At 65.1% G+C, this 21,184-nt stretch carries 18 protein-coding genes; 7 read left to right on the forward strand and 11 right to left on the reverse strand.

The features are described 5' to 3' along the window. Window positions 1-110: 110 nt before the first annotated feature. The 4 genes from KCG88_RS17265 (at window position 111) to KCG88_RS17280 (ending at window position 5,119) form a co-directional block, all read left to right on the forward strand. Window positions 111-1,526 carry an acetyl-CoA carboxylase biotin carboxylase subunit gene (locus KCG88_RS17265; protein WP_015637534.1) on the forward strand — a complete coding sequence of 472 codons (1,416 nt, stop codon included), beginning with the start codon at window positions 111-113 and terminating at the stop codon, window positions 1,524-1,526. An 11-nt stretch (window positions 1,527-1,537) separates the two neighbouring features. Then, window positions 1,538-3,346 carry a sodium-extruding oxaloacetate decarboxylase subunit alpha gene (gene oadA, locus KCG88_RS17270; RefSeq protein ID WP_047338163.1) on the forward strand — a complete coding sequence of 603 codons (1,809 nt, stop codon included), beginning with the start codon at window positions 1,538-1,540 and terminating at the stop codon, window positions 3,344-3,346. A 232-nt stretch (window positions 3,347-3,578) separates the two neighbouring features. Beyond that, entirely contained in the window at window positions 3,579-4,853 is a 1,275-nt protein-coding gene (locus tag KCG88_RS17275; protein ID WP_210712782.1) for a HipA domain-containing protein, read from the forward strand. Then, window positions 4,850-5,119: a helix-turn-helix transcriptional regulator gene (locus tag KCG88_RS17280; protein ID WP_047290086.1), complete on the forward strand. Its 270-nt coding sequence runs from the start codon at window positions 4,850-4,852 to the stop codon at window positions 5,117-5,119. Before KCG88_RS17275 ends, KCG88_RS17280 begins: the two co-directional genes overlap by 4 nt. Before the next feature lie 3 nt (window positions 5,120-5,122). Here KCG88_RS17280 and KCG88_RS17285 read toward each other — a convergent pair whose 3' ends face one another. Both KCG88_RS17285 and KCG88_RS17290 read right to left on the reverse strand, forming a co-directional pair. Then, window positions 5,123-5,959 carry an amino acid ABC transporter permease gene (locus tag KCG88_RS17285; protein ID WP_047290083.1) on the reverse strand — a complete coding sequence of 279 codons (837 nt, stop codon included), beginning with the start codon at window positions 5,957-5,959 and terminating at the stop codon, window positions 5,123-5,125. Continuing rightward, window positions 5,956-6,777 carry an ABC transporter substrate-binding protein gene (locus tag KCG88_RS17290; RefSeq protein WP_047338161.1) on the reverse strand — a complete coding sequence of 274 codons (822 nt, stop codon included), beginning with the start codon at window positions 6,775-6,777 and terminating at the stop codon, window positions 5,956-5,958. Before KCG88_RS17290 ends, KCG88_RS17285 begins: the two co-directional genes overlap by 4 nt. 110 nt (window positions 6,778-6,887) lie before the next feature. Between KCG88_RS17290 and KCG88_RS17295 the strand changes: the two genes are divergently transcribed. After that, a complete protein-coding gene (locus KCG88_RS17295; RefSeq protein WP_011064317.1) occupies window positions 6,888-7,787 on the forward strand; it encodes a homocysteine S-methyltransferase family protein in 900 nt (299 codons plus the stop codon). A gap of 83 nt (window positions 7,788-7,870) precedes the next feature. Here KCG88_RS17295 and KCG88_RS17300 read toward each other — a convergent pair whose 3' ends face one another. Genes KCG88_RS17300 through KCG88_RS17310 form a run of 3 tightly spaced genes read right to left on the reverse strand, consistent with a single transcriptional unit; the run spans window position 7,871 to window position 9,662 of the window. Then, on the reverse strand, window positions 7,871-8,542 hold the full coding sequence (locus KCG88_RS17300; RefSeq protein WP_047338159.1) for a GNAT family protein: 672 nt from the start codon (window positions 8,540-8,542) through the stop codon (window positions 7,871-7,873). Between the two features lie 19 nt (window positions 8,543-8,561). Continuing rightward, window positions 8,562-9,008 (reverse strand): GNAT family N-acetyltransferase, encoded by a 447-nt coding sequence (locus KCG88_RS17305; RefSeq protein WP_047290077.1) that lies wholly within the window; start codon window positions 9,006-9,008, stop codon window positions 8,562-8,564. A 30-nt stretch (window positions 9,009-9,038) separates the two neighbouring features. Continuing rightward, entirely contained in the window at window positions 9,039-9,662 is a 624-nt protein-coding gene (locus KCG88_RS17310) for an FMN-binding negative transcriptional regulator (protein WP_210712783.1), read from the reverse strand. A 105-nt stretch (window positions 9,663-9,767) separates the two neighbouring features. Between KCG88_RS17310 and KCG88_RS17315 the strand changes: the two genes are divergently transcribed. Together KCG88_RS17315 and KCG88_RS17320 are read left to right on the forward strand one after the other, a co-directional pair. Continuing rightward, window positions 9,768-11,318: a PLP-dependent aminotransferase family protein gene (locus KCG88_RS17315; RefSeq protein WP_210712784.1), complete on the forward strand. Its 1,551-nt coding sequence runs from the start codon at window positions 9,768-9,770 to the stop codon at window positions 11,316-11,318. A 40-nt stretch (window positions 11,319-11,358) separates the two neighbouring features. Then, entirely contained in the window at window positions 11,359-12,570 is a 1,212-nt protein-coding gene (locus KCG88_RS17320) for a YeeE/YedE family protein (RefSeq protein ID WP_047290072.1), read from the forward strand. An 81-nt stretch (window positions 12,571-12,651) separates the two neighbouring features. Here the strand turns inward: KCG88_RS17320 and KCG88_RS17325 are convergent, their stop codons facing one another. The 6 genes from KCG88_RS17325 to KCG88_RS17350 all read right to left on the reverse strand — a co-directional run bounded on the left by KCG88_RS17325 (window position 12,652) and on the right by KCG88_RS17350 (window position 21,091). Further along, window positions 12,652-13,752 carry a polyamine ABC transporter substrate-binding protein gene (locus KCG88_RS17325; protein ID WP_210712785.1) on the reverse strand — a complete coding sequence of 367 codons (1,101 nt, stop codon included), beginning with the start codon at window positions 13,750-13,752 and terminating at the stop codon, window positions 12,652-12,654. A gap of 12 nt (window positions 13,753-13,764) precedes the next feature. Next, on the reverse strand, window positions 13,765-14,796 hold the full coding sequence (locus tag KCG88_RS17330) for a histone deacetylase family protein (RefSeq protein ID WP_210712786.1): 1,032 nt from the start codon (window positions 14,794-14,796) through the stop codon (window positions 13,765-13,767). A gap of 164 nt (window positions 14,797-14,960) precedes the next feature. After that, window positions 14,961-16,874 (reverse strand): ankyrin repeat domain-containing protein, encoded by a 1,914-nt coding sequence (locus KCG88_RS17335; protein WP_210712968.1) that lies wholly within the window; start codon window positions 16,872-16,874, stop codon window positions 14,961-14,963. 109 nt (window positions 16,875-16,983) lie between these two features. After that, window positions 16,984-18,780, reverse strand: coding sequence for an ankyrin repeat domain-containing protein (locus tag KCG88_RS17340; protein ID WP_210712969.1), 1,797 nt, complete (start codon window positions 18,778-18,780; stop codon window positions 16,984-16,986). Window positions 18,781-18,964: 184 nt separating this feature from the next. Continuing rightward, window positions 18,965-19,957, reverse strand: a complete 993-nt coding sequence (locus KCG88_RS17345) for an AraC family transcriptional regulator (RefSeq protein ID WP_047290063.1) — start codon at window positions 19,955-19,957, stop codon at window positions 18,965-18,967. 132 nt (window positions 19,958-20,089) lie between these two features. Further along, window positions 20,090-21,091, reverse strand: a complete 1,002-nt coding sequence (locus KCG88_RS17350) for an asparaginase (protein WP_047290061.1) — start codon at window positions 21,089-21,091, stop codon at window positions 20,090-20,092. Window positions 21,092-21,184 lie beyond the last annotated feature (93 nt).

A 21,184-nucleotide genomic window follows, 5' to 3' on the forward strand; every position in this document is an offset into this window, starting at 1 on the left:
TTAATCCCTCTGCAGAGCTAGTGTGTCGCTGCGACTGACTTGAAACATTTGGTCACGCGCCGACTCGGTCTAGCGGGTCGTCTGTTTCAACGGCTCAAGGGAACCTCCAAGTGATAAAAAAGATCCTGATCGCCAACCGTGGTGAGATTGCCGTACGAATCGTGCGTGCCTGCGCGGAAATGGGCATCCGTTCGGTAGCGATCTTCTCCGACGCCGATCGCCATGCCTTGCATGTAAAGCGCGCGGATGAGGCCCACAGCATTGGCGCCGAGCCGCTGGCCGGCTACCTGAACCCACGCAAACTGGTGAATCTGGCGGTGGAAACCGGCTGTGATGCGCTGCATCCCGGCTATGGGTTTCTCTCGGAGAACGCCGAACTGGCGGACATCTGCGCCGAACGTGGCATCAAGTTCATTGGCCCGTCGGCGGAAGTGATCCGCCGCATGGGCGACAAGACCGAAGCCCGCCGCAGCATGATCAAGGCGGGCGTGCCGGTGACTCCGGGCACCGAAGGCAACGTGGCCGATATCCACGAAGCCCTGTCCGAAGGCGACCGCATCGGCTACCCGGTGATGCTCAAGGCCACCTCCGGTGGTGGCGGGCGCGGCATCCGTCGTTGCAACAGCCGTGAAGAGCTGGAGCAGGCTTTCCCCCGGGTCATTTCCGAAGCCACCAAGGCCTTCGGTTCGGCGGAAGTGTTCCTGGAAAAGTGCATCGTCAATCCCAAGCACATCGAAGCGCAGATCCTCGGTGACAGCTTTGGCAACGTGGTGCACCTGTTCGAGCGCGACTGCTCGATCCAGCGCCGCAACCAGAAGCTCATCGAGATCGCCCCGAGCCCGCAGCTGACCCCGGAACAGCGCGCCTACATCGGCGACCTGTCGGTGCGCGCGGCCAAGGCCGTGGGCTACGAGAACGCCGGCACCGTGGAGTTCCTGCTCGCCGAGGGCGAGGTGTACTTCATGGAGATGAACACCCGGGTGCAGGTGGAACACACCATCACCGAAGAAATCACCGGCATCGACATCGTGCGCGAGCAGATCCGCATTGCTTCCGGCCTGCCGCTCTCGGTGAAACAGGAAGACATCCAGCACCGCGGCTTTGCCCTGCAGTTCCGGATCAATGCCGAGGACCCGAAGAACAACTTCCTGCCCAGCTTCGGCAAGATCACCCGCTACTACGCCCCCGGCGGCCCGGGCGTGCGCACCGACACGGCGATCTACACCGGCTACACCATTCCGCCGTTCTACGACTCCATGTGCCTGAAACTCGTGGTCTGGGCCCTGACCTGGGAAGAAGCGATGGACCGGGGCCTGCGCGCCCTGGACGACATGCGCCTGCAAGGGGTCAAGACCACCGCCGCCTATTACCAGGAAATCCTGCGTAACCCGGAATTCCGCAGCGGCCAGTTCAACACCAGCTTCGTTGAGAGCCACCCGGAACTGACCAACTACTCGATCAAGCGCAAACCCGAAGAGCTGGCCCTGGCCATCGCCGCCGCCATTGCCGCCCACGCAGGCCTGTGAGGAATAAAACAATGTCCAAGAAGATTCATGTAACCGACACCATCCTGCGCGACGCCCACCAATCGCTGCTGGCGACCCGCATGCGCACCGACGACATGCTGCCGATCTGCGACAAGCTCGACAAAGTCGGCTACTGGTCCCTGGAAGTCTGGGGCGGCGCCACCTTCGATGCCTGCGTGCGCTTCCTCAAGGAAGACCCCTGGGAGCGCCTGCGCAAACTGCGCGCCGCGCTGCCCAACACCCGCCTGCAGATGCTCCTGCGCGGCCAGAACCTGCTGGGCTACCGCCATTACAGCGATGACGTGGTCAAAGCCTTCGTGGCCAAGGCGGCGGTCAATGGCATCGACGTGTTCCGCATCTTCGACGCCATGAACGACGTGCGTAACCTGCGGGTCGCCATCGAAGCGGTGAAAGCCGCCGGCAAGCACGCCCAGGGCACCATCGCCTATACCACCAGCCCGGTGCACACCATCGAGGCCTTCGTGGCCCAGGCCAAGCAGATGGAGGCCATGGGTTGCGACTCGGTGGCGATCAAGGACATGGCCGGCCTGTTGACCCCCTATGCCACCGGCGAGCTGGTCAAGGCGCTGAAGGCCGAGCAGTCGCTGCCGGTGTTCATCCACTCCCACGACACCGCCGGCCTGGCCGCGATGTGCCAGCTCAAGGCCATCGAGAACGGCGCGGATCATATCGATACCGCTATTTCCAGCTTCGCCTGGGGCACCAGCCACCCGGGTACCGAATCCATGGTCGCGGCCCTCAAAGGCAGCGAGTTCGACACCGGCCTGGATCTGGAACTGCTGCAGGAAATCGGCCTGTACTTCTACGCCGTGCGCAAGAAGTACCACCAGTTCGAAAGCGAATTCACCGCGGTGGACACCCGGGTGCAGGTCAACCAGGTGCCGGGCGGGATGATTTCCAACCTGGCCAACCAGCTCAAAGAGCAGGGCGCCCTGAACCGCATGAACGAAGTGCTGGCCGAGATTCCACGGGTCCGTCACGACCTGGGCTACCCGCCGCTGGTGACCCCGACCTCGCAGATCGTCGGTACCCAGGCGTTCTTCAACGTCCTGGCTGGCGAGCGCTACAAGACCATCACCAACGAAGTGAAGCTCTACCTGCAAGGCGGGTACGGCAAGGCTCCGGGTGAAGTTGACGAGAAACTGCGGCGCCAGGCGATCGGCAGCGAGGAGGTGATCGATGTACGTCCCGCCGACCTGCTGAAGCCGGAAATGACCAAGCTGCGTGGCGAAATCGGCGCCCTGGCGCATTCCGAAGAAGACGTGCTGACCTACGCCATGTTCCCGGACATCGGGCGCAAGTTCCTTGAAGAGCGTGAGGCCGGCACCCTGGTTCCGGAAGTGCTTCTGCCGATTCCCGAGGCGGGCGGCGTGAGCAAGCCGGGCGGCGAAGGCGTGCCCACCGAGTTCGTCATCGACGTCCACGGCGAAACCTACCGCGTCGACATCACCGGCGTCGGGGTCAAGGCCGAAGGCAAGCGTCACTTCTACCTGTCCATCGACGGCATGCCGGAAGAGGTGGTGTTCGAGCCGCTCAACGAATTCGTCGGCGGCGGTGGCAGCAAGCGCAAGCAGGCCAGCGCCCCGGGCCATGTCAGCACCACCATGCCGGGCAACATCGTCGATGTGCTGGTCAAGGAAGGCGACACGGTCAAGGCCGGCCAGGCGGTACTGATCACCGAAGCCATGAAGATGGAGACCGAAGTCCAGGCAGCGGTTGCCGGCAAGGTCGTGGCGATCCATGTGGCCAAGGGCGACCGGGTCAACCCGGGCGAGATCCTGATCGAGATCGAAGGCTGAGTTCAGGCCTTCATCTGCAACGCTTTACCTCGGGGAGGCTACGGCCTCCCTTTTTTTGTCCACGATTTGCCTGAGTGCATTTTGGTGCACTTATTGTCTGCAAAAAACGGCTGTATCTGCATTACAATGCATTTCGCAGAGGTAATGACGCACCTAGAGTGTATTAAATTGCAGGTAATGAATGCTGCAGCTGACTTTACAGGTCCATCGCGCCGGTACGTGGAGCGATGCGATGACCCTGATTTTCGAGCATCCCGAGCAGGGCTTCACCAGCCCTTGCCGTCTGGGTTATGAGCAATCGTACCTGGCAGGCAATCTGGAAGCCTTTGCCACGCCGCTGGCGGGATCGGTGAGTGTGCGTTTGCCGCTGACCTGGGAACTGCTGCGAAGCCCCGGCGCCCCGGCGTTCCTGTATGACATTGCGCCGACGCTCACCATGCAGCGTTTTTTGGCCGAGCGCTCGGTGGGCGCGCGCCCCGCCGGCATTGCCCCTGACCTGTTCCTGCTGGCCCGATCCAGCGCGGCCCCCATGGGCAATCTGCGGATCAAGGAATCCCTTTCCGGCATGAATGAACGGCCGCTGCTGGGGTTCTCCCGGGCCGAGGTGAGCGCCCGCGACAACCGCTTTCTTGAATACGCCCATGAACAGGGAGCGGCAATGAGCGGTGCCACAGGTGCCGCTGGCGAGGCACCGAAGCTGCTGCTGACCCAGGCTCGCGACGGGTTGCTGTACCCCGATGCGCTGCTGCAAGACAGGTTGGCGGCGTGCCACTGGCTGGTGAAATGCCTTCCAGAGCAGGCGACGCCAAATGACGGCGACATGCTCAGAAGCGAGTTCCACTACTACCGGGCGCTGCAGCAGCTGGGCATCGATACGGTTTCCGCCCAGGGCCTGGCCCTGGAAGAGGAGCGGCAGCCAAGCCTGTGGATGCGACGCTTTGATCGTCGCCTGCACGGGCAGGGTGTGGAACGGCTGGCGCTGGAGTCCATCTATTCCCTGGCGGGGTTGCCCGGCCAGAGCCTGGGCATGCGGCACACCAAGGTCCTGGGGCTGCTGGCCGAACTCTGGCGCACCGCCGGGCAGGCCTCGGCGATCCCGGAGCTGGTGGCCGACTACCTGCGTCGGGACCTGCTCAACAAGATCCTTGGCAACTCGGCCAACCATGGGCGCAACACCTGGATCATCCGCCAGGAGGGTCAGGTGCAGTTGGCGCCGATCCACGATCTGGCGCCGCGAGTGATGGATGACAAGGGCATAACCCGCAGCACCAAATGGCCCGGCCGGATGGAAGTGGCGGGTGATATCGACTGGCGCCAGGTGTGTGCCAGCCTCAAGCCGCTGATCGATCCCGATGCTGCGCTGACGCGCCTGCGCGAAGATGCCGAACGGCTACGGGCCCTGCCGGACCTGCTCAGTGCCGGGGGCTTGCCCGAGGCCACCCTGAATCACCCGCGCATTTACCTGCGTGACCTGGATCGACGCCTGCAGGAGTGGGGTTTGCGATGACTACGACCCTGGAACAGCGCGGCCTGCTGATCGATAACATCCGCCAGGAACTGGCCGCTGGGCGTTTGTCGATTGGCGATGCGGTCAAGCGCCTGCGCACTGAAGTCACCGGGTTGCATCAGAGCCAGTTCGCCAGGATGTGCCGGATTTCCCTGCGTACCCTGATCCATATCGAACACGGCGACGGCAACCCGACCCTCAAGTCGCTGAACGCGGTGTTCAAGCCTTTCGGCCTGCAGATGGGCGTGGTTTCCCTGCGCCCTTGAGCCTCACCCGCGCTTGGCGTAACCCTTGCCGTAATGCCTTTCCATCCGCGCCTGGATCAGTTCCAGGCCGATGGACAGCAGCCAGTAGATCAGCGCTGCGGTGCTGAGCATCTCGATGTAGCGGTAGCTGGAACGGCCGTAGGACTGGGCCAGGAACATCACTTCCCAGACTCCCATCACCGAGATCAGTGACGAGTCCTTGAGCATCGAGATGAACTGGTTGGTGGCCGGCGGGATGATGGTGCGCATGGCCTGGGGCAGGGTCACCTGCCAGAAGATCACGCTGTCGCTCATGCCCAGGGCCAGGGCGGCCTGGCGTTGGCCGTGGGGCACGCCGAGGATGCCGGCGCGGAAGATCTCGCTGAGGTAGGCGCCGTAGTTCAGCGACAGGGCGATGATCCCGGCGGTGATGGCGCCTGGCACCACCCCCAGTTGCGGCAGGCCGAGGTAGATCAGCAGGATCTGGATCAGCAGCGGTGTGCCGCGAAAGAACGAGGCGTAGAAGCTGGCGATGCCGAAGGCCACGGCGCTGGACGACAGGCGCGCCAGGGCGGTGACAAAGCCCAGCAGCGACGAGGCGACGATGGAGCAGGCGCAGAGGAACAGGGTCAGCGCGGCGCCCTGGAGGAAACCACTGGGGGACAGGTGCAGGCCCAGCAGGTTCGGCAGCTTGTCGAGGATGATCGAGAACTTCAGCTCGAAGCTCAGGAAGAAACTGGCGAACAGCACCAGCAACGCGGCCCAGGTCAGGTACAGGCGGGTGCGAAAGCCCAGCAGGCGCTTGAGCAGCGGCTCGGCCACCGGTTGCGGTGGCTGAGGCGGGGGCGTGTAGGCGGTCATTGGCTGATGTCGGCGCCGATCCATTTCTGCGACAGCTTGCTCAGGGTGCCGTCCTGCTTCAGCTGGGCGAAGACTTCACGCACCTTGGCATTCCACTGGGCATCGCCTTTCTCGATGGCCACCGAGTTGGGCTCGGCGTACAGCGGCTCGCCGGCCAGCTTGAAGCGCGAGTCCTGGGTCAGGCGCGGCTGGGCGGTGACCAGGTTGGTGAGGATCGCATCCAGGCGTACACCCGGGCCCAGGCCAAGGTCCTGGAAGGCCACGTTGTCAGTGTCATAGGGGGCGATCTGCACATTCTCGAAGGGGTATTGCAGGTGGGTGTCCTCGGCGCCTTCGATCACCAGGTTCTTGTTCAGGTAGCCCTCGTAGCTGGAGGCGGCGGTGAGGCCGACCTTCTTGTCGCTCAGGTCCTGGGCGCCGTGGATCCGTTCGTCCTTGGCGTTGACCACGATCACCGCCGGCGAGGCGTAGTACTGCACCGGGAAGTCGAAGACCTCGGCGCGGGCCTTGCTCGGGGTCATGGAGCAGATGCAGATGTCGTAGCGCCCGCTCCAGCGCCCGGCGGCGATCACATCCCAGGACGGGGTTTCCAGGCGCAGCCTGACCCCGAGCTTGTCGGCCACGGCCTTGGCCACGTCGACGTCGAAGCCGTCCAGCTGGTTCTGCTCATTGAGGAAAGAGAAGGGCGGGTAGCTTTCCATCAGCACCCCGACCAGTTCCTTTTTCTGCTCGATACGGTCCAGGGTGGCGCCGGCGAAGACTTGGGAGGAGGCGGCGAGAAGGGTCAGGCCGAGGGCCAGCAGCGGTTTGAAATTCATCGAAAACCTGACTGAAAAAGAGTTGTTATTAACTGAATGGTGCGTATTAAATAGTTATAAGAACGACTCTGATAGTGAGTTATTTTCATAAGCTTATGAGTGAAAAGCATATGGGCGCAGGTAGCACGGTAATTCTGGATGGCGGTATGGGTCGCGAGTTGCAGCGCCGTGGTGCGCCGTTCCGGCAACCCGAGTGGTCGGCACTGGCATTGAGCGAAGACCCCCGGGCGGTGGAGGCGGTGCACGCGGCCTACATCGACAGCGGCGCTGATGTGATCACCAGCAACAGCTACGCGGTGGTGCCTTTTCATATCGGCGAAGAGCGCTTCGCTGCTGAAGGCCAGGCCCTGGCTGCCCTGGCGGGCGAGCTGGCGCGCCGCGCGGTCGAGGCCTCCGGCAAGCCGGTGCGGGTGGCGGGGTCGTTGCCGCCGCTGTTCGGCTCCTATCGCCCGGACCTGTTCGACGCTGCGCGGGTCGAGGAAATCCTCAGCCCGCTGGTCAAGGGCCTGGCGCCCCATGTGGACCTATGGTTGGCGGAAACCCAGAGCTCGATCGTCGAAGCGCGAGCTATCCACGCCGGCCTGCCCAAGGACGGCAAGCCGTTCTGGCTGTCCTTCACCCTGAAGGACGAAGAGGTCGACGAAGTGCCGCGCCTGCGTTCAGGCGAGACGGTGGCCGAAGCGGCAGCCGTGGCGGCGCAGTTGGGGGTGCAGACCCTGCTGTTCAACTGCAGCCAGCCGGAAGTGATTGGGGCGGCGGTGGATGCGGCTCGCGAGACCTTCGAGCGCCTGGGCGTGCAGATTCACATTGGCGTGTATGCCAATGCCTTCCCGCCGCAGCCCGAGGATGCCACCGCCAACGACGGCCTGTGCCCGCTGCGCGAGGACCTGGACCCACCGGGTTATCTGCAATGGGTGGCGGACTGGCACCAGCGTGGTGCCAGCCATGTGGGCGGCTGCTGCGGCATCGGGCCAGAGCATATTGCGGTGCTGGCGCAGAAGCTCGGTTGAGTCCTTCGCTGGCAAGCCAGCTCCTACAAGGTTCGGGTTCACCGCAATTTCTGTAGGAGCCGGCTTGCCGGCGAAAATCCCGCTTAGCCGCGACACTCCGCCAGGGACTTGAGCTGCCCCGAGCCGCTCTGGTTCTCATCGCTGAGCCACTGCTCGAAGCCCCTGGCGATTGCCGGCCACTCCCCGTCCAGGATCGAGAACCACGCGGTATCGCGGTTCTGTCCCTTGGCCACCATGTGCTGGCGAAACACCCCTTCGAAGCTGAAACCCAAGCGCTGCGCGGCATAGCGCGAGCGCTCATTGGCGTTGTTGCACTTCCACTCCAGCCGCCGGTAACCCAGGGCGAAAGCTTCCTTGGCCAGCAGGTACACCGCTTCCGTGCTCTTTGGCGAACGTTGCATGGGGGAGCCGAAGGTCACGTGGCCGATCTCGATGCGGCCCTGGGCCGGGACGATGGACATCAGGCTGATGATGCCCTGGGCCTGGCCGCTGGCGCGGTCGATCACGGTAAAGAAATACGGGTCGCTGGCGGCGGCATGGCCATTGAGCCAGGTATCGAACGCCGCGCGCTCGGGGAAGGGGCCGTAGGGCAGGTAGTTCCACAGCACCGGATCGGCGCCCGGGCCTTGCAGCACCTGGAACAGATCGTCGCCATGGCGCGCCGGGTCGAGCCTTTCCAAACGGATGAAGCGCCCATCAAGCAGGGTGGCCGAGGGGGCGGGAACGCCTTTCCAATCGGCGAGTGAAATCGACATGCAGTGGCTCCTTGGCAACTCAGAGGGGTTTGCGGAACTGGATGAAACCCGGGCGCTCGGCGATGCGCTCATATAACTGGATGGCCGTGGCATTGGTTTCGTGGGTCAGCCAATGCACCTTGGCACAGCCGTCCTGCTTGGCCTGGGCGTAGACGAACTCGATCAGCTGGCGGCCCACGCCAGTCCCGCGTTGGTCCGGGGTCACCAGCAGGTCCTGCAGGTAGCAGGAATTCTCGATGCTCCAGTTGGAGCGGTGGTAGATGAAATGCACCAGGCCCACGGCGCGCTCGCCGTCCCAGGCCAGGGCCGCGTGGGTGGGTTCGCTGGGGTCGAGAAAGCGCTGCCAGGTGCTCTGGGTCACGGCATCCGCCAGCTCGGTCTCGTAGAAGCGCAGGTAGGTCTGCCACAGGGGTAGCCAGGCGCTGTGGTCGGCGGCGGTAACGGGGCGGATCTGGATCTGGCGCATGAAAGCTCCTTTATTGTTCTGGGCGGGCACTCAGCCCATCAGTCGGGACAGTTGTTGGTCGCGCAGGTCGGCGCTGGCCGCGAGGCCTTCGCGCACCCCGGCGATATCCTCGGCGCTGCGGTTCTGGCTGAGCTTGCGCTTGCCTTCCAGCCGCTGGATCGGCAAGGCAAAGCCGACGATTGCCCGGAGCATGCCCTCCAGGTAGTCGGCGGGGGCATCGGTCACTTGCCAGGGTTGGGGGCGGCCGGCTTCGTGACGCTCGGTCAGGCCCCCCACCACCTTGAGCAGTCGCTCCGGGTCGCTGAATACCTCAGGCTGGCCATAGGCGTGCACTGCCACGTAGTTCCAGGTCGGCACCACTTTGCCGTGCTCGGCCTTGCTTGGATAGAACGAGGGGCTGACGTAGGCATCCTCGCCCGTGAAGATCACCAGCGCCTCGGCGCCAGCGGCCAGTTCGGCGCATTGCGGGTTGGCCTTGGCCAGGTGCCCGTAGAGGGTGCCATTGGCCCCCTGTCCGGGGTCCAGCAGCAGGGGCAGGTGGCTGGCCTGCAGGCCCAGGGCGCCCCAGGTCACCAGGGTCGCCAGGCGGCTGCCCAGAATCAGTTGCTGCAGGCGGGCGAGGTCTTCATCGACGAAAGCGCGGGGTAGGTACATGTAAAAAAATCCTTGGCGAGTGGCTGCATCCTAGGCAGGCTAATGGTTCGTTGTAAGAGCCATCTCTGGTCTATTTTGTGGGTCCAATTGCCCGGGTGAACCTCGATGAACAGTGCCGTACCCCCGTTGTCCTTCAATCCGGCCGGCATTGAGCTGGACCGCCGCCAGGGCCTCAGCCGCCAGCTGTACCAGGCCTTGCGACAGCGGGTGCTGGACGGGCGCCTGGCCAGTGGTACGCGCCTGCCAGCCAGCCGCGACCTGGCCGCCGCCCTGGGGATTTCCCGCAACAGCGTGGTGCGGGCCTATGACCAGCTGTACGCCGAGGGTTTTATCGAAGGGCGGGTCGGTGACGGCACCTATGTGGCGCAATTGCCGGAAACCCGATTGCCGATCAAAAAACTATCCACAAAAGTATCCACAGGGTTTTCAACAGGCTTACCCACAGGTTTATCCACAAAACAGACGGAAATGGCTGGTGATTTATCCAGTAAAGTTATCCACAGCAGCGGCTGGCAGCGCCTGCAAACCCATCATTTGAGTACCCCGCCCAAGGGGCCGCCACGGGCTTTTCGGGTTGGCGTGCCAGCCTTCGATCTGTTCCCGTTCGAGGTCTGGGCCAAGCTGAATGCGGCTTTCTGGCGCAGGCCCGACCTCGGGCAATTGTGCTATGGCGATTCGGCGGGCGATCCGCGGCTGCGCAGCCTGATCGCCGCTTACCTGCGCAGCGCTCGGGGCCTGCACTGCACGGCTGAACAAATTGTGATCACCAGTGGCGCGCAGCAGGGCATCAGCCTTTGTGCACAGCTGCTGGTGGAGCCCGGCGACCAGGTGGCTGTGGAAAACCCCGGCTACCGCGCCGCGGGGCATGCCTTCGCGCTGGCGGGTGCGCAGTTGCAGGGCGTGGCGGTGGACCAGGAGGGCATCGACTGCCGCCAGCTGGAGCAGCTGGACAGCTGCCGCCTGGCCTATGTCACGCCGTCCCACCAGTACCCCACCGGGGTGATCATGAGCCTGGCCCGGCGCCTGGAGCTGCTGGCCTGGGCCCAACGCAGCCAGGGCTGGATCATCGAGGACGACTACGACGGCGAGTACCGCTACAGCGGTGCGCCCCTGGCCCCCCTGGCGGCGTTGGACCGCCAGGGCCGAGTGATCTACGTCGGTACCTTCGGCAAGGTCGCCTTTCCGGCCCTGCGCCTGGGCTACCTGGTGCTGCCGCCGACCCTGGTCCAGGCCTTCGCCCAGCGCCGGGCGGTGGACGTGCGCCATTCCGAGGTCAGTACCCAGGCGGTGATGGCCGAGTTCATGGCCGCCGGGCACTTCCAGCGGCATATCCGGCGTATGCGCCGGGCGGCCCTGAGCCGGCGCAACACCTTGCTGGCGGCCTGGCCGCAGGCGATCGGCGGCGTCGGGCCGCTGCCCGGCGTGGCGGCGGGGCTGCACCTGACGGTGCGGGTCGACAGCCTGGCGCGGGAACAGGAACTGCTGGCCCAGGCCGCCAGCGTTGAGGTCGAGGTCGCCGGCCTGAGCAGCTACTGGCTGCCGCAAACCACCTTGCCCGAGGACCAGCGGGCCGGGCTGGTGCTGGGCTTCGCGGCGGTGCCGGAAGCCGATATCCAGGCTGCGGTAAGCCGTTTGCGCCAGGCCTGGCGGGCCTGAGGCGGTATACTCGCGAGCATTTCCCGCGCGAGCCCCTCCCATGAGCCAGACCCTCTTCCTGGCGCCTGAACGCAAGTTCGGCGCCCCGCTGTTCGCCTTGCTGCTGCTGGTGGCCGGTGCCCTGTTCCTGCAAGCCCAGGTGGGTGCCCGGCAGGTGCTGCTGTTGCTGCTGGGCGCTGCCCTGGGGCTGACCCTGTACCACGCGGCTTTCGGCTTCACCTCGGCCTGGCGGGTGTTCATCCGCGACCGGCGTGGCGCCGGCCTGCGAGCGCAGATGGTCATGCTGGCCCTGGCGGTGCTGCTGTTCTTCCCCGCGCTGGGGGCGGGCAGCCTGTTCGGCCAGCCGGTGGTGGGGCTGGTGGCGCCGGCCGGCGTCTCGGTGATTGTCGGTGCCTTTATCTTCGGCATCGGCATGCAGTTGGGCGGCGGTTGCGCCTCGGGCACTCTGTTCACCGTGGGCGGTGGCAATGCGCGGATGCTGGTGACCCTGGCGTTCTTCATCTGCGGTTCGCTGATCGCCACCCATCATGTGGACTGGTGGTTTGCGCTGCCGTCGCTGCCGCCCATCTCCATCGTCCAGAGTTTTGGCGTGGGCCCGGCGCTGGGCCTGAGCCTGTGCCTGTTCGCGCTGATCGCGGTGCTCACCCAGACCCTGGAAAAGCGCCGTCATGGCAGCCTTGAAGCTCCGGTCACCAGCCAGCACCAGGGCTGGCGCCGGCTGCTGCGCGGCCCCTGGCCGCTGGTCTGGGGCGCGGTGGCCCTGGCCCTGCTGAACTTCGCCACCCTGGCCCTGGCGGGGCGCCCATGGGGCATTACCTCGGCGTTCGCCCTGTGGGGCGCCAAGGTCGCCAGCGGGCTGGGGGTGGACGTGGGCAGCTGGGTGTTCTGGCAGGGCGCGGCGAATGCCAAGGCGCTGGCGGCACCGGTGTGGCAGGACATCACCAGTGTCATGGACATCGGCATCGTCCTGGGTGCCTTGCTGGCGGCAGGGCTGGCGGGACGTTTTGCCCCCAACCTGAGAATCCCCACCCGTTCCCTGGTGGCGGCGGTGATTGGCGGGCTGCTGCTGGGCTACGGTTCGCGCCTGGCCTATGGCTGCAACATCGGCGCCTACTTCAGCGGCATCGCCTCCGGCAGCCTGCATGGCTGGCTGTGGCTGGTGGCGGCCTTCATCGGCAACGGCGTGGGCGTGCGCCTGCGGCCCTGGTTCTTCGCCGAAGAGGGCAGCGCCCAAGGCCTTACCGGCTGCTAAACGCCACTGTGTAGGAGCCGGCTTGCCGGCGAACAGCGGCGACGCGGTCTATCCCTGACCGCGCGCCCATCGCCCGCCGGATCAGGTCCCGGACTTGATCTTGGTCCAGGCCCGGGTCCGCGCCCGCTCTACATCACGGGGCAACGGCTGCAGCGTGTACAGGGTGCTCATGGCCGCTTCTGTCGGATACAGGTTGGGGTTGTTGCGGATCGAAGGGTCCACCAGTCCGGTGGCGTCCTTGTTCGGGTTCGGGTAACCGACAAAGTCGCTGACCGGGGCAATCACCTGGGGTTGCAGCAGGTAGTTGATGAAGGTGTAGGCATCTTCCGGGTTCTTCGCGCCCTTGGGGACCGCCAGCATGTCGAACCAGATCGGTGCGCCTTCCTTGGGCAGGCGCATGTCCACGGTCACGCCGTTCTTGGCTTCCTTGGCGCGGTTGGCGGCCTGGGAGAAGCTCCCCGAATAGCCCACCGCCACGCAGATATCGCCATTGGCGATGTCGGCCATGTACTTGGACGAGTGGAAGTAGGTGATGTACGGCCGGATCTTCATCAGCAGCGCTTCAGCCTTCTCGTAGTCCGCCGGTTTCTTGCTGTTGGGGTCCAGGCCCAGGTGCTGCAGGGCCAGGGGCAGGATTTCCGACGGCGAATCCAGCAGGGCCACGCCGCACTGCTTGAGCTTGCTGATGTTCTCTTCCTTGAAGATCAGGTCCCAGCTGTCCACCGGCGCCTTGTCGCCGAGGGCGGCCTTGACCTTGTCCGGGTTGAAGCCGATCAGGATGGTGCCGTACATGTAGGGCACGGCGAACTTGTTGCCCGGGTCGTTGGCTTCGATCAGCTTCATCAACTTGGGGTCCAGGTGGTTCCAGTTGGGCAGCTTGCTGCGGTCCAGGGGCTGGAACACCCCGGCCTCGATCTGCTTGGCCAGGAACACGTTGGACGGCACCACCACGTCATACCCGGAGTTGCCGGTGAGCAGCTTGGCCTCCAGGGCTTCGTTGGTGTCGAAGATGTCGTAGACCAGCTTCACCTGGCTGTTCTGGGCCTTGAAGTCTTCCAGGGCCTTGGGGGTGATGTAGTCGAACCAGTTGTACACCCGCAGGGTGCGTTCTTCAGCGTGGGCGGCGGTCCCCAACAGGCTGGCGCACAGGGCGGGAATCATTAAGCGTTTGAGTCTTTGCATGATGCGAATCCCTCACTGGGCGCTTTGGAAGCCTTCGAGAACGTTGACGGCGTTGATGCCGATTTCCTCTACCGCGTAACCGCCTTCCATGACGAACAGCGTCGGCTTGCCGAGGGCGGCGATGCGCTTGCCCATGGCCAGGTAGTCCGGGCTGTCGAGTTTGAATTGCGAGATCGGATCGTCCTTGAAGGTATCCACGCCCAGGGACACCACGATGATGTCGGCGTCATAGCGCTGGATTTCGTTGCAGGCCTGTTCCAGGGCCGCGCTCCACGCATCCCAGCCGCTACCGGCGGCCAGTGGGTAGTTGAAGTTGAAGCCTTCCCCGGCGCCTTCGCCGCATTCGTCGGCATAGCCCAGGAAGAACGGGAACTCGGCTTCCGGGTGGCCGTGGATCGAGGTGAAGAGCACGTCGCTGCGCTCATAGAAGATCGACTGGGTACCGTTGCCGTGGTGGTAGTCGACGTCGAGGATCGCGACTTTCCTGTGGCCCTGGTCGAGGAACGCCTGGGCAGCGATGGCGGCGTTGTTCAGGTAGCAGTAGCCGCCCATCAGGTCGCCGGCGGCGTGGTGTCCCGGTGGCCGGCACAGCGCGAAGGCACTGTGGGCGCCATTCTGGATATGGGCCTGGGCGGTCAGCGCCACCTGCGCCGCGCTATAGGCCGCCTGCCAGGTGCCGGCGGTGATCGGCGCGCCGCCGTCGAAGCTGTAGTAGCCGAGCTGGCCGTGGAGGCTGGTGGGCATCACGCTGCGCAGGGTACGCGCCGGCCAGGTGTAGGGCAGCAGGTCGCCGTCGATGCCCTGGGCCGCCCAGCGCGCCCAGGCGCCCTTGAAGAAGTCCAGGTAGGCCCGGCTGTGGATGCGCTCGATAGGCTCCAGGCCGAAGTCCTTGGGCGCCTGCACCGGCCCCAGGTTTTGATGTTTCACCCGATCCAGCACGTGGTCGGCCCGGGAAGGCATTTCGAAGCAGGGCATCAGTTGCCCGTCGATGAGTTCGCAACGGCCGTGGTGCAGGTGGTGATCGTCCGAGTAGATCGTCAGCATTTTCTTGTTCTCCGCAGGCTGATTCGGTGGATCACAGTCTTGCGGGGTGCGGGGTTTGGGAGAACGGCAGGAGCGGCCAAAAGGGGATTGATGTGGCCAAAGTGTTTGACCGAAATTCGCCCCTTAAAGAGGCAGGGCGCCCCGTTGCGGGGCGCCATCCGGATTCAGCTGGCAGGCGGGGTAGGGGCGTAGCGCTGCAGGACCTTGAGCATGTCCTCGCGTTTTTTCCGGGCAATGGCTTCCAGCAATAGTGCGTAGCCCTTTTTCTCGCAGCGCTGGCCGACATTCGGGTCGGCGCCTTTCTCCAGCAGCAGGGTGAACAGCTCCAGGGTGTCCTGCTGGCTGACGGAGGGTGACTGGGCGTCGGCGGAGGTCTTGTCGGCGACCAGGGTCAGCAGGCTTTCGCCCACGGGCTGGTTATTGCAAACGGCACGGCCGTAGCTCAGGTTGAGGTTGGCGCCGGCCGCTATCAACTGCTTCAAGGCCACGTAGTTGTTGCCCGAGAAGGCCCGGTACAGTGCGGTTTCGCCGTCATTCTTGTTGCGCAGGTCGAGGTTCTGCGGGTACTGCAGCAGCCAGCTGAAGCCTTGCAGGCTGCGCTTGTTCTCGGCCATCTGCATCAGTGGCGTCACGCCCTGGCTGTCGGGTTCGTCGATGGCCACGCCAGCCTCGATGAGGAACTTCAGGCGCCCGCCCTGGCTCAGGTCGGGGCTGTCGCCCAGGTCGCGGCGCATGGCCAGGGTCGCCAGCGTGGTCCAGTTGTACAGGCCGCTGGTGTGGGCGCCGTGCTCCAGCAGCAGCCGGGCGATGTCCAGGTGCGGTGCGTCCAGGGCGTGCAACAGCGCGCTGCGGCCATCGTCGGCCATGACCTCGCCGCTGATGCCACTGGCCAGCAGGCGCTGCACTTCGCCCAGGTCGCCGGCATCCGCGGCGGCCACCAGCGGCCAGAAGGCTTGGCACGCCTGGGGGTTGGCGGCGCTCAGGCCCAAGCGCTGCAGCACTCGGGGCGGGATGCTCATCTGGCGCTTCAGGCGCAGGCCGCAATACACCCGGTAGCCCTCGATGGCCCGGCCCTGGTGGGCGTTGTCCAGCGGCCGCTGTTCGAATAGCGCCCAGTCCAGGTCCGCCAGGTTGAGGTAGGTCGGCATGCGCCCAGGGTCGCGGCGCAGCACTTCCTGGAGCCAGGGGCGAGCCGTTTGCAGCTGCCCGGCCTGGCTGGCCCAGAAGGCGATGTCGTTGAGCAGGCCGGCGTATTCGCGGCGCTCGGTGGCGATGCTGCGAAAGTCATGGGTGACGAAAAAGTCTTCCACTTTGCGGATGCCCGGCAGTTTGTCCTTGGCCGTGCGCAGTTGTTCGTGCAGCGCGCGGAACTCTTTCCAGAGGCTGTCTGGGGTCGAGGCTGGCGCTGGCACAAAGGCGTTGACGGTGATCGGCCCGCGGCCTTGGGTAAAGGGACGGAACCACGGCGGGAAGGTCTCCAGGGCCTGCAACCACTGCCGCCCGGTTTCCTCGCTGATGGGTTGCAAGGGGGTGAATTCCATTTGGCTAAGGTCCTGGCGGTGACTGATGGCCAGCAGCGGGTGCTGCGGATCGCGCTGGTCGATCAGCAGGTAGCGCCCGCTAAGTTGCCACTCGGATGGCTCCTTGCACTGAAAGCTCAGGGGCGTCAGGGTGATGCCGGGGGCCAGGCTGTTGCTCGTGGGCCAGATGTCGCTGACCTGGATGTCATCGCCCGGGCTCACACAGGCCCGCAGCTCTTCAGGGCTGAACAGGACCATCGGCGGCGACTTGTAGACCCGCTGTCGGTACTGCAGGTCTTGATAGCCATTGAAGTAGAACAGCCCGCGGTACTGGCTCAGGACAATCCGCAGCGGCATTCGCGCCAGGCCCGGCAGGGGGAAAGGCTTGAGCTCCAGGGTGGCGGTTTCCGGGGAGTCGAGGACGAAGTTGCGGCGCATTCCCGACCATTTGAACCAGGCCAGGTCCACGTCGAAGGCCTGGGCCACGGGGGCGGCAACCAGCAGTGCCAGCGCCAGGCCAAGCCCGCGAATGCCGTTGCGCCGGGCGATGGCGGTCAATAGGTTCACGTGTGCAGTCCCTTGCCGGTAGAAAGCCCGGCAATGTAATGCAATCGGCGCCGTTGTGTCGGGCTTTGTTTCTGGAGCGCAGCGGGCTCGGCGCCACGCCTCACAGACGAAACGCCGTCGCCGGCGGTGGCGGCGCAAAGCCTTGCAGCACCTTGAGCATGTCGTCGCGCTTGCGCCGGGCCATGATCTCCAACAGCCAGGTGTAGCCGTTGTTCTTGCAGTAGCGGCCGACGTTGGGGTCGGCGCCACGTTGTAGCAGCAGGGTGAACATGTCCAGGCTCTCTTGCTGGCTGACCCAGGGATTGATGACCTCGGGCGAGCCCTGTTCGGCGACGATCATCAGCAGGCTTTGGCGAATCGGCTGCTGTGCGCAGAAATCGCGGCCGTAGCTCAGGTTGAGGTTGGCACCGGCCTCTATCAGTTCTCTGGCAGCGGCGTAGTTGCCGCCCCTGAGCGCCAGAAACAGTGCGGTTTCGCCGTCTGGCCCGCTGCGCCTGTCGAGGTCTTGCGGGTGTTGCAGCAACCAGTTGAAGCGCTCGATGTCGTCGCGTTCCTTGGCCATTTGCTGAAGTGCAGTGCCGCCCTGGGCATCCTGCTCATCGATCGCGGCACCGGCCTGCAACAGGAACCCAAGGCGCTTGGCCTGGCTCAGGTCCGGGTTGTCCTTGAGGTCGCGGCGCATGGCCAGGACCACCTGGGTGCGGCCGTTGTATTGGCCCTGGGGGCGGGCGCCATGGGCCAGCAACAGCCGGGCAATGTCGAGGTCGGGTTTGTCCAGCGCGTGCAACAGCGCCGGGCGCCCATCGGCGGCGATGACGTCGCCGCGCAGGCCATTGTGCAGCAGGCGCCGGACTTCGGCCTGGTCACCCTGGTCCACTGCCGTCACCAGTGGCCAGGAGCTCTGGCAGGCCTGCTCGCTGGCAACCTCCAGGCCCAGACGTTGGCTAACCCTGGCGGGCACCCCGAGCTGGCGTTGCAGACGCAGCCCGCAGTACAGCCGATAGTTTTCCATGGCCCGGCCCAGGTGCCGGGTGTCCGCTGGCTCCTGTTCGTACAGGCGCCAGTCCAGGTCCGCCAGATTGAGGTAGGCAGGCATGCGGTTGGGGTCGCGGCTCAGTACATAGGCCAGCCAGGGCCGGGCGCTCTGCAACTGGCCGGCCTCGGTGGCCCAATAGGCGATGTCGTTGAGCAGGCCGGGGTAGGTGCTGCGCTCGGGGGCGATAGCGCGAAAGTCATGGCGGGTGAAGAAGACTTGCATCCGGGATATGCCCGGAGCCTTGTCCTTGGCGTCGCGCAATTGCGCGTGCAGTTGGCGAAATTCTGTCCAGACCTGCTCCGCGCTGGGCGGCAGCGCATAGGGCTTGACGCTCAGCTGGCCGCTGCTGGCGTCGAAGGGCTCCAGCAGCTTTGGATACTTCTGCAGGGCTTGCAGCCATTGCTGCTGGACCTCGGCGCTGATGGGTTGCTGCGGGGTGAAGTCGATCCGTGCCTCGCCCTGGCGCTGACCGATGGCCAGCAACGGCCGCTGGGGATCGCGGCTGTCCACCAGCAGATAGCGATTGCTCAACTCCCAGCCTGGGCTCTGGCAGTCGAAACTCAGTTTGGTCAGGCTCAGGGCGGCTTCCAGCTGCTTGCTCGACGGCCAGTTGTCCGAGGCCCCAACGGGTTGCTGCTCGGGCACGCAGGCCTGTAGTTCCTGGGCATTGAACAGCGGCAGGGGCGGCGACTTGTAGACCCGCTGCCGGTACTGCCCATCCGCATAGCCGTTGAGATAGAACAGGCCGTGGTATTGGCTGAGGATCACTCGGGCTGGCGCTTGGGCCAGCCCGGGCAGGGGGAAGGGTTCGAGTTGCAGCGTGGCGGTTTCCGGATCGTCCAGGAGGATGCCGTTCTGCATCTCCCACCAGCGGATCTTCGACAGGTCGAACGCCTGGGCGACGGGGACGCCAGCCAGCAGCACCAGTGTCAGGCAAAGCCTGCGAATGCCGATGGCGTCTGTGAATAGGTTCAAGCGTGCAGTCCCTTGCCGGTAGAAAGGTCGGCAATGTAATGCAATCGCCAGCGTTGTGCCGGGGTTTTTGTCAGGGCCGGAACTGGCTCGGCGCCACGCCGCTCCAGCGGACGAAGGCATGGCGAAAGCTCGCGGTTTCGCTGAAGCCCAGGGCCTCGGCAATCCGGTAGATGGGCATCTGGTCTTCGCAGAGCATCTGCTTGGCGCGCTCGAAGCGCAGCTCGTCGAGCAGTTCCTGATAGCTGCACCCCAGGTCGCGCAAGTGGCGGCGCAGGGTCCGGGCCGAGCAGTTCATCTGTTCCGCCAGCCCATCCAGGCCCGGTGCGGCATCCAGCTGCGCCGCCAGCAACTGGCGGATGCGCCCCAGCCAGGCCTGGCGCCCGGTGAACTCGGTGTTCTGCTTGCGGCAGCGTTCGGCCATGGCCTGGTGGGTGATGGCATCCGCCAGGGGCAGGGGCTGATCCAGCCAGCGCTGCTCGAAGGCGAAGGCGTTGCTGCGGGCGTTGAATTGCAGCGGGCAGTCGAAGGGTTCGCGGTAGCGTTGCTGATAGTCCGGGGCGGGGTAGTCGAAGCGCGCGCCCAGCAGCGGCAGGGTGTGGCCCAGCAGGTCGTCGCAGATGACTTTCAGCGACACCAGGCAGAACTCGGTATTGAACGCGGCCAGGGCCGGGCTTTCGCTATAGCCGGCTGCAGTGAACCAGATGCGCGAACCGTCGGTTTCCAGGCTCAGTTCGAAAAGTGTTCCCATCAGCGCCGGATAGCGCAGCGCCAGGCGCAAAGCGTCACCTAAGGTGGCACTGGTGAGCAGGGCGTAGCCGAGCATGCCGTAGGAAGAAACGTGCATGCGCCGGCCCAGTTCCAGGCCGATGTCCCGTTGCAGGGCCACGGCGTTGGCGCACACCAGCATTTCCTGGTTGGTGGTGATGCGAGTGTCGGCGCGGCTCAGGTCGGCGGGGTTTATACCGCTGCCGGCCAACAGCGCGCTGCCGTCCTGGCCCTGTCCCTTGAAGGTGTTGAGGATCAGGGAAACCGCATTGAGGGTGGTGAGGTGCGAGTGCAGCATGCGCAGATTCCAGCCTGGGAAAGACCCTTAACCGGAGCAAGTTGCATGCCGCCCTGCCTGTGTAGGAGCTGGCTTGCCAGCGAAGGGGCCCTCAAGACCGCCTTCGCCGGCAAGCCGGCTCCTACAGAGTGTTCAGGCCAGTTCGCCACACAGGTCCAGTTCCACCAGGCGCCGCACTTCGGCGGTTTCCAGCCCGGCGCCGAGCAGCGCATTGAGCTTGCCGAACGCCGCTTCGCGGGTCATGCCGCCACCGGAGAGCACGCCCACGCCGCGCAGGCGGCTGCCGGCTTCGTAGATATCCAGCTCGACACCGCCTTCATGGCACTGGGTCACCGCCACCACGACGATGCCTTGTTCCTGCGCGCGCTTGAGGCTGGCGAGGAATGCCGGGTTGTCGCTGGGCCCGGTGCCACTGCCGAAGCATTCCAGGACCAGGGCCTGGATGCCGCTGTCGAGCACACCGTCCAGCAGCTCGGCGCCGATGCCGGGGAACAGGGGCAGCACGCCGACCTTGGCCAGTTGCCTGGCTTGGCGGTAATCCAGCCCGGCGGGAATCACCTCGGCCCTGGTGCCGCCGCCATTGCGCTTCAGGGCGGCGAACGGGTGCCGGCCGAAGCTGCGGATTTTCGCGCATCGGGTCGGTGCCAGCAGCTCGCCGTGGAAGTACAGGTGCACCCCCTGGGCCAGGCCCTGGCCCAGGGCCGACAGGGCGCCGCTGAGGTTTTCCCAGGCATCGCTGTCGGGCACACCCGCTGGCAGCATCGAGCCGGTGAACAGCACCGGCGCCGGCAGGCCCAGTAACTGGAAACTCATGGCGGCGGCGCTGTAGGCCAGGGTATCGGTGCCATGGAGGATCAGCACGCTGTCGCAGCCTTGGTCCACGGCTTCGACCACCGCTTCACGCAGGCGCTGCCAGTAGTCGGGGGTCATATTGGCGCTGTCGATCAGCGGCGCCATCTCGCGAAAGCGCCAGGCCGGCACCACCAGCCCGGGCTGGCTGTCGAGGTAGGCGCGCATACGCACGTCGAAGCCCGAGGCCGGGGCCAGGCCGTCGGCGCTGGCCTGCATGCCGATGGTGCCGCCGGTGTAGAGCACCATGACGTGCTGGGCGCCAGGGTAGGTCGAAGGGGTCATGGGATTCTCCGAAACGGTGAGTACCTGTGGGAGCGGGCAAGCCCGCTCGCACATTTATCGCACTGTAACCGACGGGTGCAGAGGATGCGCCCG

The organism is Pseudomonas sp. MWU349, assembly GCF_017947325.1.
Classification (GTDB): domain Bacteria; phylum Pseudomonadota; class Gammaproteobacteria; order Pseudomonadales; family Pseudomonadaceae; genus Aquipseudomonas; species Aquipseudomonas protegens.

What these genes read in the sequence shown, in the direction of transcription:
- KCG88_RS17290 (WP_047338161.1), bottom strand. Translation starts at nt 6,777, where the DNA reads ATGAATTTCAAACCGCTGCTGGCCCTCGGCCTGACCCTTCTCGCCGCC.
- KCG88_RS17305 (WP_047290077.1), bottom strand. Translation starts at nt 9,008, where the DNA reads ATGCGCCAGATCCAGATCCGCCCCGTTACCGCCGCCGACCACAGCGCC.
- KCG88_RS17320 (WP_047290072.1), top strand. Translation starts at nt 11,359, where the DNA reads ATGAGCCAGACCCTCTTCCTGGCGCCTGAACGCAAGTTCGGCGCCCCG.
- KCG88_RS17325 (WP_210712785.1), bottom strand. Translation starts at nt 13,752, where the DNA reads ATGCAAAGACTCAAACGCTTAATGATTCCCGCCCTGTGCGCCAGCCTG.
- KCG88_RS17275 (WP_210712782.1), top strand. Translation starts at nt 3,579, where the DNA reads ATGACCCTGATTTTCGAGCATCCCGAGCAGGGCTTCACCAGCCCTTGC.
- KCG88_RS17300 (WP_047338159.1), bottom strand. Translation starts at nt 8,542, where the DNA reads ATGTCGATTTCACTCGCCGATTGGAAAGGCGTTCCCGCCCCCTCGGCC.
- KCG88_RS17350 (WP_047290061.1), bottom strand. Translation starts at nt 21,091, where the DNA reads ATGACCCCTTCGACCTACCCTGGCGCCCAGCACGTCATGGTGCTCTAC.
- KCG88_RS17330 (WP_210712786.1), bottom strand. Translation starts at nt 14,796, where the DNA reads ATGCTGACGATCTACTCGGACGATCACCACCTGCACCACGGCCGTTGC.
- KCG88_RS17315 (WP_210712784.1), top strand. Translation starts at nt 9,768, where the DNA reads ATGAACAGTGCCGTACCCCCGTTGTCCTTCAATCCGGCCGGCATTGAG.
- KCG88_RS17310 (WP_210712783.1), bottom strand. Translation starts at nt 9,662, where the DNA reads ATGTACCTACCCCGCGCTTTCGTCGATGAAGACCTCGCCCGCCTGCAG.
- KCG88_RS17295 (WP_011064317.1), top strand. Translation starts at nt 6,888, where the DNA reads ATGGGCGCAGGTAGCACGGTAATTCTGGATGGCGGTATGGGTCGCGAG.
- oadA (WP_047338163.1), top strand. Translation starts at nt 1,538, where the DNA reads ATGTCCAAGAAGATTCATGTAACCGACACCATCCTGCGCGACGCCCAC.
- KCG88_RS17345 (WP_047290063.1), bottom strand. Translation starts at nt 19,957, where the DNA reads ATGCTGCACTCGCACCTCACCACCCTCAATGCGGTTTCCCTGATCCTC.
- KCG88_RS17285 (WP_047290083.1), bottom strand. Translation starts at nt 5,959, where the DNA reads ATGACCGCCTACACGCCCCCGCCTCAGCCACCGCAACCGGTGGCCGAG.
- KCG88_RS17340 (WP_210712969.1), bottom strand. Translation starts at nt 18,780, where the DNA reads ATGCAGAACGGCATCCTCCTGGACGATCCGGAAACCGCCACGCTGCAA.
- KCG88_RS17280 (WP_047290086.1), top strand. Translation starts at nt 4,850, where the DNA reads ATGACTACGACCCTGGAACAGCGCGGCCTGCTGATCGATAACATCCGC.